This is a genomic window from Herbaspirillum rubrisubalbicans, from assembly GCF_003719195.1.
GTDB lineage: Bacteria > Pseudomonadota > Gammaproteobacteria > Burkholderiales > Burkholderiaceae_D > Herbaspirillum > Herbaspirillum rubrisubalbicans.
The window spans coordinates 3246097-3263103 of the sequence record NZ_CP024996.1 but is presented as its reverse complement, the minus strand read 5'-3'; the positions used below and the strand labels follow the sequence as shown (position 1 = coordinate 3263103).

Sequence of the window (17007 nt, the reverse complement as noted above, 5' to 3'; positions counted from 1 at the left end):
GAACCTGCATCAGTCGCAGAGGTGCGTTATTGCAGCAACTGGCTGCCGCTGGCCGGTGCGCTCGCCATTGCGCTGGCCAGCACCGCTGCAGCCGAGCGTGTCTCCACACCCAGCTTCACGAAGATGTGTTCCAGGTGCTTGTTGACCGTGCGCGGGCTCATGCCGAGGATCTCGGCGATGTCGCGGTTGGTCTTGCCCTTGCCCAGCCATAGCAGTACGTCGTTCTCGCGCGGGGTGAGGCGGCAGCTTTCCAGCGTGGGCGGCAGGCTCATGCCTTCGTCGGTACGCAGGGCGGCGCTCGCGGTCTTTTCTTCCAGCACGAGGCTCACGCCATGGCCCTGGCCGGGGCCGGACAGGGTGATGTGCAAGGCATCCTGCTGGTGCCGCACGATCAGCGGCGGCACATGGTCCAGGCTCCCGCCCTGGCGTTGGCGCACCAGCTGTTCGTTGAGCCAGACCTGCAAGGGCGCGGGCAGCTTGTGGCTGGTGGGTGCGGCCGGGCCGTAATATTTTTCCAGCCATTGCGATGCCTTGCTGGTCTGCCACATCGGCAGGCCATTGCCGCCCAGCACGATCACTGCATGGGCCGCATGTTCCAGCACGCCGCGCGTCTGCGTCATCAGGCGCGCAGTGCGGATGTGGGCGCCGATGCGGGCTACCACTTCCTGTGGTCGGATCGGCTTGGTCACGTAATCGATGCCGCCGACCTCGAAGCCCCGCACCACATGCTCGGTCTCCGACAGGCCGGTCATGAACACCACCGGCACATGCGCCACGCGCTTGACCTGCTTGATGCGGCGGCAGGTCTCGAAGCCGTCGATGCCGGGCATCATGGCGTCCAGCAGGATCAGGTCGGGCGTGATGTGGTCCAGCCGTTCCAGGGCCGCCTGGCCGTCGGTGGCGACCAGAACGATATGGCCGCTTTCATCCAGTGCGTCGGACAACATGGCCAAGTTATCGGGCATGTCATCGACGATCAGGACCACGTGTCTATCGAACGTCGTTGAGATCATGTCGGATCAGCTCCTTGATACGGGTGACGTATTCATTCAATCGGAATTGCTTGACCAGTAGCCGCAGTTCGGTGGTGAAGGGCAGGTAGGCCGGATTGCCACTTTCCAGAGCATCGAGCTGGCGCAGGATTTCCTTGGCGTAGCCGATGTGGCCCAGCTCCAGCAGGGCGGCGAGCTTGTCTTGCGTGGGCACCAGCATCAGCGACTGCGACACCACCGCTGGCGCGGCCGGTGTGGCCACCCAGTCCAGTTGCAGATGCTGCCGGATCTTGCCTAGCAGTTCGTTATAGGACACCGGCTTGACCACGAAGTCATTGACCAGCGGCGGCTCGTTGCGCTCGTGCAGGTTTTCGAAGGCATTGGCCGAGACCAGCAGGATGGGCAATTGCGTCAGGCCACGGGCGCGGATGGCGCGCGCCACCGTCCAGCCATCCATCTGCGGCATGGCGATGTCCAGCAGCACCAGGTCCGGCACTTCATGCGCCAGCCGCTCCATGCAGGCCAGGCCACTGTCGGCCTGGCTGACGGTAAAGCCCAGCGGCAGCAGCATGTCCTGCAGCAGGCGGCGCTGCGAGGCCTGGTCGTCCACCACCAGGATGTGGCGCGAACGGCCCAGGTAACCAGACATCTGATCTTCGAGCGGAATGCGCGGGCGCGGGACGTGGACTTCGGGCAGGTAGATCTTCAGGTGGAAGCTGCTGCCCTGGCCGACCTGGCTTTGCACGCCTAGTTCGCCACCCATGATGTGCACCAGCATACGGCTGATGGCCAGGCCCAGGCCGGTGCCGATGTCTTCGCGCAGATTGGCGGCGCTGCTGCGTTCGAAGGGCAGGAAGATGCGTTCCAGGTCGTCCTCGGCAATGCCGATGCCGGTGTCGATGACGTCGAAGTAGGCGATCTCGCGGGCATAGCGCAGCTTGAGTGTGACGCCACCACGGTCGGTGAACTTGACCGCATTGCCCAGCAGGTTGATGAGGATCTGGCGCAACCGCTTCTGGTCGGCATGGACGATCTGCGGCAGGCGCCCGGTTTTTTCGAAGCGGAACTGCAAGCCCTTTTGTTCAGCCTGCGGCGCGAACATGCCCACGATCTGCTCCAGGAAAGCTTCCAGCGCCAGTTCGTCGGAAGCCAGGCGCATCTTGCCGGCCTCGATCTTGGCGATGTCGAGCAAGCCGTCGATCAGGCTCAACAGGTGTTCGCCACTGCGGCGGATGATGGCGATGGCTTCCTTGCGGGCCGGCGGGATGGTGGCATCCACGTGCAGGATCTGGGCGTAGCCGAGGATGCTGTTCAAGGGTGTGCGCAGTTCATGGCTCATGCCGGCCACGAAGCGGCTCTTGGCCAGATTGGCCGATTCGGCGGCTTCCTTGGCGCGCTGCAGTTCGGCGTCGGTCTGCTTGTGGGCTTCGATTTCCTGCAGCAGCAGGTTGGTCTGGCGCTCCGATTCTTCCTGCGCTACGGCGCGGCTTTCGTTGGTCAATACCAACCACCAGGCCCCCACGCCCACCACCACCAGCAACAGGCAGAACAGCTTGATGAAGACGCCCCGCAGCGAGTCCGGGGCTGACAGCGTCAGTCCCGAAAGATCGGCCATCTGTTGGAAATACAGCATCCACAACACGATGGCCAGCCCACCCGCCAGCAAGCCGAAGACGGCGAGGTAATGCCCGATGCGTGTATTTAGCTTGAGCGTAAAGCGGGCCGGGATCAGTTGACGCAGGGTGTGCAGGATCTGGTTGGGCAGTCGTGCGCGTGGGGTCTTGCAGCGGTCCTTGCAGCGTGCATCGAGCGAACAGCACAGCGAACATATCGCGCCCTGGTAGGCCGGGCAATGCGCCATGTCCGGGGTTTCGAAGGCATTGCCGCAGATCACGCAATCCAGCACCGAGTGCGCCTGGCCGGGGGTGTAGGGGCGATAGCTCTGCTCGGACAGGGTGTCGCGCCGTGCGATGTAGTAACGGCTGCCGGTGGCCACGGCAATCAGGGGCGCGCTCACCAGTGCCGTGCCCAGCGCGATGAAGGGCGCCATCGCCGCCACCGTCTTGCCCAGTACACCCGACATGGCCAGCGTAGAGAGCAGGGTGGCGATGGTCATCGAGCCCACGCCCACCGGGTTGACGTCATACAGGTGGGCGCGCTTGAATTCGATATGGGCAGGGCTTAAGCGCAGCGGCTTGTTGATGACCAGGTCGGCCACTACCGCACCGATCCACGAGATTGCCACCAGGCTATAGAGCGCCAGCACGTGCTCCAGTGCATTGAACACGCCCAGTTCCATCAGCAGCACGGCGATCAACACATTGAAGACCAGCCACACCACCCGCCCCGGATGGCTGTGCGTGAGACGCGCAAAGAAATTGGACCAGGCCAGCGAGCCGGCATAGGCATTGGTGACATTGATCTTGATCTGCGACACCACCACGAACAGCACCACCGCACCCAGCGCCAGGGCCGGATTGCCGAACACGTACTGGTAACCGATCAGGTACATCTGGGTCGGTTCCACCGCGCGTGCCATGGGCACTTCATGCTGGATGGCGAGGAAGGCCAGCAAGGTGCCGCCCAGCATCTTGGCGCCACCCAGCAGAATCCAGCCAGGGCCGGCCAACAGTAGCGCGCCCCACCAGCGACCACGATTGGCGCTGGTCTTCTGCGGCAGGAAGCGCAGGAAGTCCACCTGTTCACCCACTTGCGCAATGAGCGAAAAGGCCACCGTGGCCGCCGCACCGAACAGGGTCAGGTTGAAGGAACTACCTTCCTCGGCGCGGCCGGCGAAGCTCAACAGGTTCGACAGGGCCTCGGGCTCCTTGTACAGCACGCACACGTAGGGCAGCACCAGCAGCACCAGCCACAGCGGCTGGGTCCACATCTGCAGGCGGTTGATGAGGGTGATGCCGTAGGCCACCATGGGGATGATGATGAGCGAACAGAGCACATAGCCATACACCAGCGGCAGGCCGAAGTAGATCTCGATGGCCTGGGCCATGATGGCCGCTTCCAGCGCGAAGAAGATGAAGGTGAAGCTGGCGTAGATCAGCGAAGTGATGGTCGAGCCGATATAGCCGAAGCCGGCGCCGCGCGTGAGCAGGTCCATGTCCACCCCGTAGCGGGCGGCGTAGTAGCTGATCGGCAGCCCCGTCAAAAAGAACAGCACCACCACGCAGACGATGGCCCAGAAGGCATTGGTGAAGCCATAGCTCAGGGTGATGGCGCCACTGATGGCTTCCAGCGCCAGGAAGGAGGTGGCGCCCAGGGCGGTATTGGCCAGGCGGAATTCCGACCAGCGCCGAAACGACAGTGGTGTATAGCGCAGGGCATAGTCTTCCAGTGTCTCGTTGGCGACCCAGGTGTTGTAGTCGCGGCGGACCTTGACGATGCGTTGGGTGGCGGGTGGGGTCACGTTGGCTCTGGCTTAACTGAAGTCGGGATCGGGTCAGGTCCCTGTCAGCTTGCTTGCTGGCGGAACCGCTCGCGTTTATGCGCAAGCAATTTTCAAACCATTCGCGCGTCGGGGGCATACGTCAAATGACGTAGATGCGGCGTTGCATCACGCGGGAATTCACCAAAACGCAGCAAGCTTGACCAGCTCTGCGAGAGCTTGCACACGCCCCCGCTCATCCGCTTGCACCACCAGCAGGCAAGCCGCGGGCAAAAGCTGTGCGGGCCGCAACGCCGCACCAGCAGGGGGCTTACGTCAAACAACGTATTGTTGCGATGCACTGCGGAACCTATTCTGCCTCCCAGAACGAAGGGCCAGACAGCGGGCCGGGGAGGCAAGGAAGAAAGCTTCACCCACTCAGCGGGCAGCGACTTGCCGGGGCCTTCGTTTCATTGCTTGCATGACGCCACGATGGCCCAGACCGAGTCCAACAACAACGCCCGAAAGGAGTACCGCATGTCGCATTCCTCGTCTTCCAACCCTCCCTCGTTCCCGCGCCGCAAGATCTTGATGGGTCTGGCCGCTGGTGCGGCAGCAGCGGCCCTGCCGGGCATGGCCTCGGCTCAGCAGTATCCGACCGCCAAGGTCAATACCACCAAGCTGGCCATCACCGATACCGAAGTCACGGTGGGCCAGTTGCACTCGGCTACCGGCACCATGGCCATCAGCGAGACCGGATCGATCCAGGCTGAACGCCTGGCCATCGACCAGATCAACGCGATGGGCGGCATCCTGGGACGCAAGATCAAGATCATCCAGGAAGACGGTGCCAGCGATTGGCCGACCTTCGCCGAAAAGGCCAAGAAGCTGCTGGAGAACGACCGTGTGGCGGCTGTCTTCGGCTGCTGGACCTCGGCCTCGCGCAAGGCGGTGCTGCCGGTGTTCGAGAAGGACAACGGCCTGCTGTACTACCCGACCTTCTACGAAGGCCTGGAGCAATCCAAGAACGTGTTCTATACCGGGCAGGAGGCGACGCAACAGGTGCTGGCGGGCCTGAACTGGGTGGCCAAGGAAAAGAAGGCCAAGACCTTCTTCCTGGTCGGCTCCGACTACATCTGGCCGCGCACCTCCAACAAGATCGCCCGCAAGCACATCGAGAACGTGCTCAAGGGTTCGGTGGTAGGCGAGGAGTACTACCCGCTGGGCAATACCCAGTTCGGTTCGCTCATCAACAAGATCAAGCTCAAGAAGCCGGACGTGATCTTCGCCGACGTGGTGGGCGGCTCCAACGTCGCCTTCTACAAGCAGTTGAAGGCCGCCGGCGTGACCGCCAAGACCCAGAACCTGCTGACCATCTCGGTGACCGAGGATGAAATGCTGGGCATCGGTGGCGAGAACGTGGAAGGTTTCTTCGCGTCGATGAAGTATTTCCAGAGCCTGGACAATCCCAACAACAAGAAATTCGTGGCCGAGTTCAAGGCCAAGTTCGGCGCCAATTCGGTCATCGGCGATGTCACCCAGGCCGCCTATCTCGGTCCCTGGCTGTGGAAGGCAGCGGTGGAAAAGGCCGGCAGCTTCGACGTCGACAAGGTGGTGGCGGCGTCACCCGGCATCGAACTCAAGACCGCGCCGGAAGGCTACGTCAAGGTCCACGAAAACCATCACCTGTGGAGCAAGACCCGCATCGGCGAAGCCCAGAAGGATGGCCAGTTCAAGGTGGTCTACGAGTCCGAACTGATTGAGCCGAATCCCTTCCCCAAGGGCTATCAGTAAGGTGTTTCGGCTGGTACGTACCGGCCCTTGTGCAGCAAAGCGGCGGTGTCTGTAGTGACATGCGGGCGCTGCCGCCCCTTCCTCCAATCTCCAAACCTGCCCCGTCGGGAGTCAACATGGTTTCTCTATCCGAATTCGGCGCCATCTTCGCCATGCAGGGCTTCAATGGCCTTTCGGTCTTTTGCGTGCTGCTGTTGATGGCGCTGGGCCTGGCCATCATCTTCGGGCAGATGGGCGTGATCAACATGGCCCACGGTGAATTCCTCACCATCGGCGCTTACATCACCTACCTGCTGTCGCACCTGACCACGACCTATGCGCCGGCCTTGCAGCCGTTCTATTTTTTCGCGGCCATCGTGCTGTCCTTTGCGGTGGCGTATGGAGTGGGTTATCTCACCGAGCTGCTGCTCATCAGCCGCCTCTACAAGCGTCCGCTCGATACGCTCCTGGCCACCTGGGGCTTGTCGCTGGCGATGCAGCAGACCTTCCGTTCCATCTTCGGCGCCAAGGAAGTCAGCGCCACCTTGCCGGACTGGCTCATGGGTTCCTTCAAGCCTACCGATGCCATCGACATTCCCTTGAATGGCCTCTTCATGATGGGCCTGACGGTCTTGCTGACCGGCGCCATCTTCGTGCTGCTGTTCCGTTCGCGCTGGGGCTTGCAGGTACGTGCCACGATGCAGAACCGCGTCATGAGCGGGGCAGTCGGCATCAATACCCGCAAGGTGGACCGTACCACTTTTGCGCTGGGTTGCGGCGTGGCCGGCGTGGCTGGCGCAGCCTTCACCACCATCGGTTCCACCGGTCCCACCAGCGGTTCGCTCTACATCGTCGATACCTTCCTGGTGGTGGTCTTTGGTGGCGCGCAAAGCCTGATCGGCACCATCGCCTCGGCCTTCTCTATCGCCCAGACCCAATCCACGGCGGAGTTCTTCCTGACCGGTTCCATGGCCAAGGTGCTGACCTTGTCGGCGGTGATCGTGATCCTGATGCTGCGTCCGCAAGGGCTGTTCTCGGTGAAGGTGCGCAAGTGATGGCCGCTTCCTACAGATCAAACAATACGTGCGAGGTCCGATAATGAATGCAGCCGATGAAAAACTGTTGGGCGGGCGCTCCGGTGCGCTTGGCCTGCTGGTGATGGCGGCACTGCTGCTGGTGGTGTTCCCGCTGACGATGGACATGTTCCGGCTCAATCTGGTAGGCAAGTACCTGTCCTATGCCTTCGTCGCCGTGGGCCTGGTGCTGTGCTGGGGCTATGGTGGCATCCTGAGCCTCGGGCAGGGCGTGTTCTTCGGCCTGGGGGGCTATTGCATGGCCATGTTCCTGAAACTCGAAGCCTCCGACCCCATCAGCACCAAGATCCAATCCACGCCGGGCATTCCCGACTTCATGGACTGGAACCAGATCACCGCCTTGCCGGCCATGTGGGAGCCCTTCCACAGCTTTGCCTTCACCATCTTTGCCGTGCTGGCGGTGCCGACCGTGTTGGCCATGCTGATCGGCATGGCGATGTTCAAGCGCCGCGTGGGGGACGTGTATTTCTCCATCGTCACGCAGGCCATCGCCGCCATCCTGTCCATCCTCATCATCGGCCAGCAGGGGCTCACCGGCGGCGTCAATGGCATCACTGACCTGAAGACCCTGATGGGCTGGGATATCCGCACCGATCACGCCAAGCTGGTGCTGTATTTCGTCAATGCCGGCCTGCTGTTTGGCTGCATTCTGTTCGGTCGCTATGTGCTCAGTTCCAAGCTGGGCCGCTTGCTGGTGGCCATGCGCGACAAGGAAGAACGGGTACGCTTCTCCGGCTATGACGTGGCCAGCTTCAAGGTCTTCGTGTTTTGCGCGGCGGCCATGTTCTCGGCCATCGGCGGAGCCATGTTCACGCTGCAGGTGGGCTTCATGTCGCCCTCCTTCGTCGGCATCGTGCCATCCATCGAAATGGTGATCTTTGCTGCAGTCGGAGGCCGTATGTCGCTGCTTGGCGCGGTGTATGGAACGCTGCTGGTGAACTTTGGTAAAACCTATTTCTCCGAGACCTTCCCCGAGCTGTGGCTGTTCCTGATGGGCGGCCTCTTCATCGCCGTGGTGATGTACTTCCCCAATGGCTTGGCCGGTCTCTGGCAGACCCAGGGCAAGCGCCTGATGGGCAAGCTGCGCGGCGACCCCAAAGCAGTGGTTCCTGCTGCGGCCGAACCGCTCAAGAGCGTGGCCCGTTCGTCTACCCCTGAAACCAAGCGCGATGGCATCGAGCCCGGCGCCACCCTGGAGGCCAGCAAATGAGCGAGAACCCCATCGGTTTCGAATCGGATGCCCATCCGGTCCTGGCCATCGAAGACCTGACCGTGTCCTTCGACGGTTTCAAGGCCGTCGACAAGCTCAATCTCTACGTGCAACGCAATGAGGTGCGCGTGGTGATCGGTCCCAACGGCGCGGGCAAGACCACGGTGCTGGATCTGATCTGCGGCAAGACCCGCGCCACCTCCGGCAGCATCAAGTTCAACAACCATGAACTGACCAAGATGAGCGAGCACGCCATTGTGCGGGTGGGGGTAGGGCGCAAGTTCCAGACGCCATCCATCTACGAAAACCTCTCCGTGTTCGAGAACCTGGAGATGTCCTTCCCGCGTGGCCGCAAGGTGTTCGGCGCGCTGACCTTCAAGCGTTCGCCGGATGTGGTGGCGCGGGTGGAGGCGGTGGCTGCCGACATCTTTTTGGAAGAGCAACTGCATACCCAGGCCGACTTGCTTTCGCATGGACAGAAACAGTGGCTGGAAATCGGCATGTTGCTGATGCAGGAGCCGGAGTTGCTGATGCTGGATGAACCGGTGGCCGGCATGAGCGTGTCCGAACGCGAAAAGACTGCCGAGCTGCTGGGCCGCATCAGCCAGGGCCGTTCGGTGGTGGTGATCGAGCACGATATGGATTTCGTCAAGAGCATCGCGCACAAGGTCACCGTGCTGCACCAGGGCAAGATCCTGGCCGAAGGCAGCATGGAGAAGGTGCAGTCCGATCCCAAGGTGATCGATGTCTACCTCGGTCACTGAATCCCCATCCCCCTCGGAGCCTGCCATGTTCAAAGTCTCGCAACTCGCTTCCGGCTACGGCCAGAGCAAGGTCATCCACGACGTCGATCTGTCGGTGGCCAAGGAAGAAATCGTCGCCGTCATGGGCCGCAACGGCATGGGCAAGACCACGCTGTTCAAGACCCTGATGGGCATCCTGCCGCTGCGCGGCGGCAGCATCAGCATCGATGGCGTGGAGCTGGGTGGCTTGGAAAGCCACCAGCGCGTCGAGCGCGGCGTGGCCTATGTGCCGCAGGGGCGCATGATCTTCTCGCACATGACGGTGCTGGAAAACATCCAGACCGGCTTGCCCGCGGCGGCCCGGGGCAAGGTGCCCGATGAACTGTATTCATTGTTCCCGGTGCTCTACGACATGCGTACCCGCAAGGGCGGCAATCTCTCCGGTGGCCAGCAGCAGCAACTGGCCATTGCGCGCGCACTGGCGACCAATCCGCGGGTGCTGCTGCTGGATGAGCCGACCGAAGGCATCCAGCCTTCCATCATCAAGGACATCGCCCGGAGCTTGAAGGAAATCCGCAAGATCCGTGCGCTCACCATCGTGGTCTCGGAGCAGGTGCTGAGTTTCACGCTGGAGATTGCCGACCGCTTCCTGGTCATCGACAAGGGCCGCTTCGTCTACGAAGACACGCGCGCAAACGTCGATGCACCCACCATCAGCAAGTACCTGTCGGTCTGATGTGACCGTCTTTTCAGAGGAGCAAGTTCATGCGACATGGAGACATTTCAAGTAGCCGCGACGCCGTCGGCGTAGCCGTGGTGAACTACAAGATGCCGCGCCTGCATACGCGCGGCGAGGTGCTGGAGAATGCACGGCGGATCGCCGCCATGCTGGTCGGTATGAAGCAGGGATTGCCGGGGCTGGATCTGGTGGTGTTTCCCGAGTATTCCACGCACGGCATCATGTATGACCGTGAAGAAATGTTCGAGACTGCCGCCGCCATTCCTGGTGAGGAGACCGCCATCTTTTCCGAGGCCTGCCGCATCGCCGGCGTGTGGGGCGTGTTTTCGCTGACCGGCGAGCGCCATGAAGAGCATCCGCGCAAGGTGCCCTACAACACCCTGATCCTCATCAACGACCAGGGCGAGATCGTGCAGAAGTACCGCAAGATCATGCCGTGGACGCCCATCGAGGGCTGGTATCCGGGCGATACCACCTATGTCTGCGACGGCCCCAAGGGCTTGAAGATCAGCCTCATCATCTGCGATGACGGCAACTATCCCGAGATCTGGCGTGATTGCGCCATGAAGGGCGCGGAACTGGTGGTGCGCTGCCAGGGCTACATGTACCCGGCCAAGGAACAGCAGATCATGGTCTCCAAGGCCATGGCCTGGATGAACAACCTCTACGTGGCCGTGGCCAATGCCGCCGGTTTCGATGGCGTCTATTCCTACTTCGGCCACTCGGCCATCGTCGGCTTCGATGGCCGCACGCTGGGCGAATGCGGCACCGAGGAAATGGGCATCCAGTATGCCGAGCTGTCGATCTCTGCCATCCGCGATGCGCGCCGCAACTGGCAGTCGCAGAACCATCTCTACAAGCTGCTGCATCGCGGCTACACCGGCAAGATCAATTCGGGCGAGTCGCCGGCCGGCGTGGCCGACTGTCCTTTCGACTTCTACCGCACCTGGGTCAATGATCCGCAGGCGGCACGTGCCCAGGTCGAGGCGCTGACCCGCAACAGTGCCGGTACGCCCGAATGTCCGATGCCGGGGATTCCTACCGAGCCGGCGGCCTGAGGCCCAGCGCCCCCGAGGTCGTCATCACACACCCACCACCAAGGAGATCGTATGCAACACTTCAAGATCAAGCCCGGCGTCCCGCTGGCAGAGCAGGCCGAACTGGGGCACAACCGCTGGCACCCGGACCTGCCGTTCCTGGCCTCGGTCAAGCCGGGCGAATCCATCCTGATCGAATCGCTGGATTTCCTGGACGCACAGATCCAGGACACCGATGACGTCTCCGATGTCAAGAACGTGGATCTGACCCGCGCGCATCCGCTGACCGGTCCTTTCCATGTCGAGGGCGCCGAGCCGGGTGATCTGCTGGTGATCGATCTGCTGGACATCAAGCCGGTGACGCCGGTCGGTTTTTCGGGTGTCTTTGCCAAGGAAAACGGTGGCGGCTTTCTGGCCGATTACTTCCCCGAAGCCGACAAGGCCATCTGGGACTTGAAGGGCTTGTATGCCACCTCGCGCCACATCCCTGGCGTGCGCATCGCCGGCCTGACCCACCCGGGCTTGATGGGTTGCCTGCCGTCGCATGATCTGCTGGCCGAATGGAATCGCCGCGAAGCGCCGCTGGCCGCCAAGGGCTTGGCACAGCCGCCCAACCCCAGCACTGCGGTGCTGCGCGGCCTGACTGGTGCCAAGTTCGACGAGATGGCCAAGGTGGCGGCGCGCACCGTGCCGCCGCGCGAGCATGGCGGCAATACCGACATCAAGGACTTGTCGGCGGGTACCCGCATCTTCTTCCCGGTGTACGTCAAGGGTGCCGGCTTCTCGATGGGCGACCTGCACTTTTCGCAGGGTGATGGCGAGATCGGTTTCTGCGGCGCCATCGAGATGGATGGCGTGAGCCATGTGGGCTTCGACCTCATCAAGGGCGGCATGGCCAAGTACAACATCACTTCGCCCATCTTCATGCCCAGCATCGTCAAGCCGCATTACGAGCAGTGGCTGACCTTCGAAGGCATCAGCGTGGAAAACGGCGTGAACTATTACCTCGATGCCACCGTGGCCTATCGCCAGGCCTGCCTGAAGGCCATCGACTACCTGACCCACTTCGGCTACACCGGCAGCCAGGCCTACATGCTGCTGACCGCCGCACCGGTGGAAGGGCGCATCGGCGGCATCGTCGACATCCCCAACTGCGCCTGCACGGTGGCCTTGCCGACCTCGATCTTCGACCAGGACATCACGCCCAAGGGCATGTTGAACGACAAGTCCTATTGGGGGCGCAAGGCCTAGCGGTTTTCGTGGTTCGTAGTGACGTGTGTGTTACCGGCCGGGCATCGGCCTGGCCGGTTTTTTTGCCAGCCATTCTGGAGGAGGCCGACATGCCTTTGTATGACATCCGTTGCAGCCATTGTGAAGGTATCTTCGAGCGACTCATCCCGCTGCAGGGACTGCATGGGCAGACTCCCTGTCCTTACTGCAAACAGCAGACGGCTGCCTCGCCCATGCCCACGGGTGGCCATGTGGGATTGCAGGTCAAGTATCGCTGGCAGCCGCGCAACGGTGCCGAGCAACTGGCCGGGCAGGGCGCCACCGGTCCCGGCACGCACGCGGGCGCGGGGCGCAGCAGCGTGCTGCACAATTGCAAGGGGCATAGCTGCAGTATCTGCGCGACCTGATGGTGCAGATCAATTCAGCAGGTGGGCCGCCAGAATCACCAAGGCCACCGTGGCCAGCAGGCCTAATAGCGCCACCAGTTCGAAGTCCTGCGCCTGCTGGCGCCAGTGGCCTTGGCGCAGCGGCAGCCAGCGTGGGTAGCGGCCTAGGGTGAGCAGCTTGAGCAGCACGCCGCCGATGGCGTAGAAGATGGTATTGACGGCCAGGTAGCGCAGCAGTCCGAGTGCGGCACCGATCAGGTTGTCCATGGAGGTCCTGTCTTTGTTGTCTTATTCGAGCATGGCATCCAGCCCGGCAGAAAGTTCGCCGAAGGCCGGCATGGCACGCTCGGCCTTGTCGGCGGCATGCTTGACCAGCAGCGGTCGCCAGGCCGGGTCCACGCCCAGCTTCTTGGCCAGCCCAAGGGGATAGCTGGCCTGCGCGGCGGCGTCATCGAGCTGGAGCACCTCGACCCGGGCTGCCCAGGCGCCCAGGTGGACCCAGCCTGCGCTGCGTTCCAGGCGACCGGCCGCCAGCGGATCGGGAATGGAACGCAAGGCGTTGGCCATGGCGTCGGGAAAATGCCAGATCGTCGCCAGTTCCGCCGAGACGTCGGCGTAATGAAAGCCCCAGGCCTCTTTTTCGCGTTGGGCACGGTCGGCGTCGAGGACATTGCATTGCCTGTCCAGCGGCGCCACGGCCGCGGCGGCCACGGCATGAAGCTGCAACTGGCCGATGCCATGCATCATGCCTACCGTGAAGACGGCGTCGCCATTGTCTTCGCCGGATGTGCCGGCGTGCATGGCTAGCCAGCGCGCGGCCACGGCGGTGTAGAGCGTGTGGCGCCAGAACTGGTGCAGGTCCATGCCGCGCGTGTTCTTGAAGGCCGCCACCATGCCATTGCCCAGCACCAGGTTGCGCACCATGATGAAACCCAACATGCGCAATGCATCGTCGACGGTGCCGATGGTGCGCGAGGCGTGGAAGAAGGCCGAGTTCGCCAGTCGCAAGACCTTGGCGGTGAGGGCCGGGTCGGCGGCGATCTGCTGGGCGATGTCGTGCGAGGAGACATCCTCGGCATTGAAGCTGGCAATCAATTGCTGGACCACCTTGGGAACGGTCGGCAGTTTGCCAGGCTGGTCCACCAGGCTCTTGAGCTCCATGTCAATTCCTCCATGCAATATTTTTGTTGCATTTCACAGCCAATACCGTGAATTGCGGTTCCATTGTCGCAGAGATCGGACGATTTGCCGTCTTCTTTATCCGTATCATGATGGCATTCCTTGCTCTGGAGTGCATTCATGGTCAGTCGCAACAAATCGGCATCCATCACCCACGACGCTGCGGGTATCGAGGCGGGCAATACGGCCACGCCGTCAGCCTGGGGCGATGTTCCCGCCTACGTAGAGGATTGCGTACAGCGCAGCTTCCTGTTCCTCGATACCCTGCTTGATCGCGGCAATGACTACCTGCAGCACCTGGAGCAGGGCACGCCACCGCTGCTCAAGTTCGACCATGAACTGGTGTTGGACGGCCACGATTTGCCGCAGCCCTGCAACTACGCGCTGCTGCGCCTGCAGCCGCCTGCCGGCCTGGCGGTCGATCCGCAGGCGCGGCCGGTGGTGGTGGTCGATCCGCGCGCCGGGCATGGGCCGGGCATCGGCGGCTTCAAGTTCGATTCCGAAGTGGGCATGGCAATGAAGGCCGGGCATACGGTCTATTTCGTCACCTTCCGCCCTGAACCGGAAGATGGCCAGACCCTGGTGACGGTGATGGATGCCGAAGCCCGCTTCCTGGAAGAGGTGATCCGTCGCCATCCGCAATGCTCGGCCAAGCCGGTGGTGATCGGCAATTGCCAGGCTGGCTGGGCCATGATGACGCTGGACGCGGTGCGGCCGGAGCTGTTCGGTCCGCTGATGATGGTGGGCGCACCGGCTTCCTACTGGGCCGGCAGTTCCACCTTGAATCCGATGCGCTACAGCGGTGCCACCCTGGGCGGTACCTGGCTGGCTTCGCTGGCCGCCGACCTGGGCGCAGATCGTTTCGACGGTGCCTACCTGGTCGAGAATTTCGAGAAGCTCAATCCGGCCAATACCTTCTGGGGCAAGTACTACAACCTGTGGGCCGGCGTCGACCAGGAGGCGGCGCGCTTTCTGGAATTCGAACGCTGGTGGGGCGGTTTCTTCCGCATGACCGGGGCCGAGATCGAGGCCATCACGGAAAACCTGTTCGTGGGCAACAAGCTGGCGCGCGGCGAACTGGAGGTCAAGGGCCGTGCGGTCAACCTGCGCGACATCACCGCGCCCATCGTGGTGTTCGCTTCCTGGGGGGACAACATCACACCGCCCCCGCAGGCGCTGGACTGGATCATCGATACCTGGGGCGATGAGCGCGCCATTGCGGCGGCCGGGCGTACCATCATCTACGTGTTGCATGAGAGCGTGGGACACCTGGGCATCTTCGTGGGCGGTTCGGTGGCGCTGAAGGAACATGACCAGCTGGTGAGTTCGCTGGACGTGATCGAGAGCCTGCCGCCCGGTCTCTACGAGATGAAGCTGGAGCGCAAGGATGGCCGCGAGACCCAGCGCTGGGATGCGCTGGAGCCGGGCGACTACACGGTGCACTACGAGCACCGCACCATGGCCGATCTGCGCAAGCTCAATCCCGAGGGGCGCGAAGAGGAATCGATGTTCTCTACCATCAGCCAGTGGTCGCAGATCAATGCCCAGCTCTACAAGACCTGGGTACGCCCCTGGGTGCGCATGACGGCCACCCGCGACAGCGCCAATGCGCTCATGCGCCTGAACCCGCTGCGGATGCAGCGGCAACTGTTTTCGGATGCCCATCCGGCAGCGGCCTTCATTCGCCAGCAAGCCGCGCGGGCGCGGGCACAGCGGGTGCATCTGGACCCGGAGCATCCGCTCAAGCTCTACGAGCGCCGCATGGCGCAAAAAATCACCGAGGAACTCAATGCCTGGCGTGACCAGCGCGATGCGGGCACGGTGCGCGTGACCCGCCAGCTATTCGGCCGCAATGGTCTGGGCGCCTGGCTGCCGCCGCGTGAACCGGATGCCGAGCTGGCACAGCGCTGGGCGCAGCAGGAACTGGGTCGCTATCGTGCCACCGTGATCGACCAGATCGCCGAGGGTGGCTTTGCCGAGGCGGTGTGCCGCATCGTCATTGCCGGGATGCTTTCCATTGGCGCCTTCGAGCGGCGCAGCCTGCGCCTGGCGCGCTTGCTGGCGCAACTGCCGAACATGCACGCCAGTGTTTCGGCCAAGACCAACTGGGTGCAGTTGTTGAAGGAACAGGCGCGCATTACCGCCGTGGCGCCGGTGGAAGCGCTCAATGCCCTGGGCCAGATGCTGCCCGATCGCGCCAGCCGCGAACGCGCCCTGGCGCTGGCAGCAGCGGTGATGATGATAGAACCGACCCTGGCCAATCCGCGTTCGGAAATCATCGAACTCTTGATCGGCACGCTGGACGTGGAACCGGACAAGGTCATCGCCCTGGCACGCAAGCTGACCACGGCCATCGGCGAAGACAGCGATGAGCTGCGCCTGCCGCAGGCCGAATCGGCACCGGCGGTGGCGCCCAGGAAGGCAGCGCGCAAACCGGTGGCACGCAAGCCGGTAGCGCCGGTCAAGACCACAACGACAACCAAGACCGCAACCAAGGCCACAGCCAAGACCAAAGTCAGTTCCAAGCCAGCGCCGAAGAAAGCCACCACTCCCGCCAAGCCACGCACGCGGCGTAGTTGATGCCGCATGAGGCGGGAGGTGGTGCGCGCGGTTCAGGCCGCCCGTAGCATCTTTCCAGACAGGTTCCACATTCCCTGGTCGCTGGTGGACAGCGCCACCGCCCCTGTGGCCAGGGCGGTGCGCGCATCGTGCTCGTTGCAGACGAAGCCGGAGGCGACGATGGGCGGCAACAACTCGCGGTCGGCTGGCTTGACCATTGCCAGCATCGGCGCCGGCATCAGTTGTACCAGGTTGGGGGAGCTCTGTTCGAGTGCCTTGAGACTGCGCGGCCAGGTGGTGCGGTCGGTGACGAATACCTTCTGCATGGTGATCAGCCCGGCCCGACTGGCACGCAAGAGCGTGGACACGCGCGTGGAGACCAAGGCCGGCACGCCGATCTCGACCAGATAGTCAATCGCGGCTTTGTCCTGGGACAAACCTTCGCAGGTATCCACATTGAGTAGCGGGAACTTGCCGGCGGCCTTGACGGTGGCAATCATCGCCTGCAATTGGCGCAATTCCACATGGGCCACGATGGCCACTTCGGCAGCGCTGTCGAGGAAGGCCGGCAAGTATTGCAGGCCATAGACGGCGGCCATGATCGGATGGCGTTTCAGACGCGCTTGCAGGGACTGGTCATGGTCCCGGCTACTGGCGGTGGCCGTGGAGAGGGCCTGGGGTGGGAG

General features: G+C 62.8%; 14 protein-coding genes. 9 read left to right on the top strand and 5 right to left on the bottom strand.

From position 1 onward, the window contains the following. Positions 1 to 26: 26 nt before the first annotated feature. The gene (locus RC54_RS14595) at positions 27 to 1013 is read right to left on the bottom strand and encodes a response regulator transcription factor (RefSeq protein ID WP_061789544.1); all 987 of its coding nucleotides are present in this window, start codon (positions 1011 to 1013) and stop codon (positions 27 to 29) included. Then, positions 991 to 4413, bottom strand: coding sequence for an ATP-binding protein (locus RC54_RS14590; protein ID WP_058895831.1), 3423 nt, complete (start codon positions 4411 to 4413; stop codon positions 991 to 993). The genes RC54_RS14595 and RC54_RS14590 overlap by 23 nt, the downstream gene beginning before the upstream one ends. Positions 4414 to 4908: 495 nt before the next feature. Here RC54_RS14590 and urtA point away from each other — a divergent pair, with 495 nt between their 5' ends. The 8 genes from urtA to RC54_RS14550 all read left to right on the top strand — a co-directional run bounded on the left by urtA (position 4909) and on the right by RC54_RS14550 (position 12604). Beyond that, on the top strand, positions 4909 to 6165 hold the full coding sequence (gene urtA / locus RC54_RS14585; protein ID WP_008329498.1) for an urea ABC transporter substrate-binding protein: 1257 nt from the start codon (positions 4909 to 4911) through the stop codon (positions 6163 to 6165). Positions 6166 to 6281: 116 nt separating this feature from the next. Next, on the top strand, positions 6282 to 7199 hold the full coding sequence (gene urtB / locus RC54_RS14580) for an urea ABC transporter permease subunit UrtB (RefSeq protein WP_058895830.1): 918 nt from the start codon (positions 6282 to 6284) through the stop codon (positions 7197 to 7199). 43 nt (positions 7200 to 7242) lie between these two features. Then, the gene (gene urtC / locus RC54_RS14575) at positions 7243 to 8448 is read left to right on the top strand and encodes an urea ABC transporter permease subunit UrtC (RefSeq protein ID WP_061789545.1); all 1206 of its coding nucleotides are present in this window, start codon (positions 7243 to 7245) and stop codon (positions 8446 to 8448) included. Then, entirely contained in the window at positions 8445 to 9212 is a 768-nt protein-coding gene (urtD, locus tag RC54_RS14570; protein ID WP_058895828.1) for an urea ABC transporter ATP-binding protein UrtD, read from the top strand. The genes urtC and urtD overlap by 4 nt, the downstream gene beginning before the upstream one ends. Positions 9213 to 9237: 25 nt before the next feature. After that, positions 9238 to 9927, top strand: coding sequence for an urea ABC transporter ATP-binding subunit UrtE (gene urtE, locus RC54_RS14565; RefSeq protein WP_017450343.1), 690 nt, complete (start codon positions 9238 to 9240; stop codon positions 9925 to 9927). A 29-nt stretch (positions 9928 to 9956) separates the two neighbouring features. Further along, positions 9957 to 10988, top strand: coding sequence for an aliphatic amidase (locus RC54_RS14560; protein ID WP_058895827.1), 1032 nt, complete (start codon positions 9957 to 9959; stop codon positions 10986 to 10988). A 51-nt stretch (positions 10989 to 11039) separates the two neighbouring features. After that, positions 11040 to 12218: a formamidase gene (gene fmdA / locus RC54_RS14555; protein WP_017450345.1), complete on the top strand. Its 1179-nt coding sequence runs from the start codon at positions 11040 to 11042 to the stop codon at positions 12216 to 12218. Positions 12219 to 12307: 89 nt separating this feature from the next. Beyond that, a complete protein-coding gene (locus RC54_RS14550; RefSeq protein WP_044528480.1) occupies positions 12308 to 12604 on the top strand; it encodes an FmdB family zinc ribbon protein in 297 nt (98 codons plus the stop codon). A 9-nt stretch (positions 12605 to 12613) separates the two neighbouring features. Here RC54_RS14550 and RC54_RS14545 read toward each other — a convergent pair whose 3' ends face one another. Both RC54_RS14545 and RC54_RS14540 read right to left on the bottom strand, forming a co-directional pair. After that, positions 12614 to 12850: a hypothetical protein gene (locus tag RC54_RS14545; protein ID WP_058895826.1), complete on the bottom strand. Its 237-nt coding sequence runs from the start codon at positions 12848 to 12850 to the stop codon at positions 12614 to 12616. A 21-nt stretch (positions 12851 to 12871) separates the two neighbouring features. Then, complete coding sequence (locus RC54_RS14540) at positions 12872 to 13744, bottom strand: HDOD domain-containing protein (RefSeq protein WP_061789546.1); 873 nt, start codon at positions 13742 to 13744, stop codon at positions 12872 to 12874. Between the two features lie 138 nt (positions 13745 to 13882). Between RC54_RS14540 and RC54_RS14535 the strand changes: the two genes are divergently transcribed. Continuing rightward, positions 13883 to 16342: a DUF3141 domain-containing protein gene (locus tag RC54_RS14535; protein ID WP_061789547.1), complete on the top strand. Its 2460-nt coding sequence runs from the start codon at positions 13883 to 13885 to the stop codon at positions 16340 to 16342. 32 nt (positions 16343 to 16374) lie between these two features. Here RC54_RS14535 and RC54_RS14530 read toward each other — a convergent pair whose 3' ends face one another. Next, entirely contained in the window at positions 16375 to 16920 is a 546-nt protein-coding gene (locus RC54_RS14530; protein WP_044529096.1) for a glycerol-3-phosphate responsive antiterminator, read from the bottom strand. Between the last annotated feature and the right edge of the window lie 87 nt (positions 16921 to 17007).

What these genes read in the sequence shown, in the direction of transcription:
- RC54_RS14595 (WP_061789544.1), bottom strand. Translation starts at nt 1,013, where the DNA reads ATGATCTCAACGACGTTCGATAGACACGTGGTCCTGATCGTCGATGAC.
- urtA (WP_008329498.1), top strand. Translation starts at nt 4,909, where the DNA reads ATGTCGCATTCCTCGTCTTCCAACCCTCCCTCGTTCCCGCGCCGCAAG.
- urtB (WP_058895830.1), top strand. Translation starts at nt 6,282, where the DNA reads ATGGTTTCTCTATCCGAATTCGGCGCCATCTTCGCCATGCAGGGCTTC.
- urtC (WP_061789545.1), top strand. Translation starts at nt 7,243, where the DNA reads ATGAATGCAGCCGATGAAAAACTGTTGGGCGGGCGCTCCGGTGCGCTT.
- urtD (WP_058895828.1), top strand. Translation starts at nt 8,445, where the DNA reads ATGAGCGAGAACCCCATCGGTTTCGAATCGGATGCCCATCCGGTCCTG.
- urtE (WP_017450343.1), top strand. Translation starts at nt 9,238, where the DNA reads ATGTTCAAAGTCTCGCAACTCGCTTCCGGCTACGGCCAGAGCAAGGTC.
- RC54_RS14560 (WP_058895827.1), top strand. Translation starts at nt 9,957, where the DNA reads ATGCGACATGGAGACATTTCAAGTAGCCGCGACGCCGTCGGCGTAGCC.
- fmdA (WP_017450345.1), top strand. Translation starts at nt 11,040, where the DNA reads ATGCAACACTTCAAGATCAAGCCCGGCGTCCCGCTGGCAGAGCAGGCC.
- RC54_RS14550 (WP_044528480.1), top strand. Translation starts at nt 12,308, where the DNA reads ATGCCTTTGTATGACATCCGTTGCAGCCATTGTGAAGGTATCTTCGAG.
- RC54_RS14545 (WP_058895826.1), bottom strand. Translation starts at nt 12,850, where the DNA reads ATGGACAACCTGATCGGTGCCGCACTCGGACTGCTGCGCTACCTGGCC.
- RC54_RS14540 (WP_061789546.1), bottom strand. Translation starts at nt 13,744, where the DNA reads ATGGAGCTCAAGAGCCTGGTGGACCAGCCTGGCAAACTGCCGACCGTT.
- RC54_RS14535 (WP_061789547.1), top strand. Translation starts at nt 13,883, where the DNA reads ATGGTCAGTCGCAACAAATCGGCATCCATCACCCACGACGCTGCGGGT.
- RC54_RS14530 (WP_044529096.1), bottom strand. Translation starts at nt 16,920, where the DNA reads ATGGCCGCCGTCTATGGCCTGCAATACTTGCCGGCCTTCCTCGACAGC.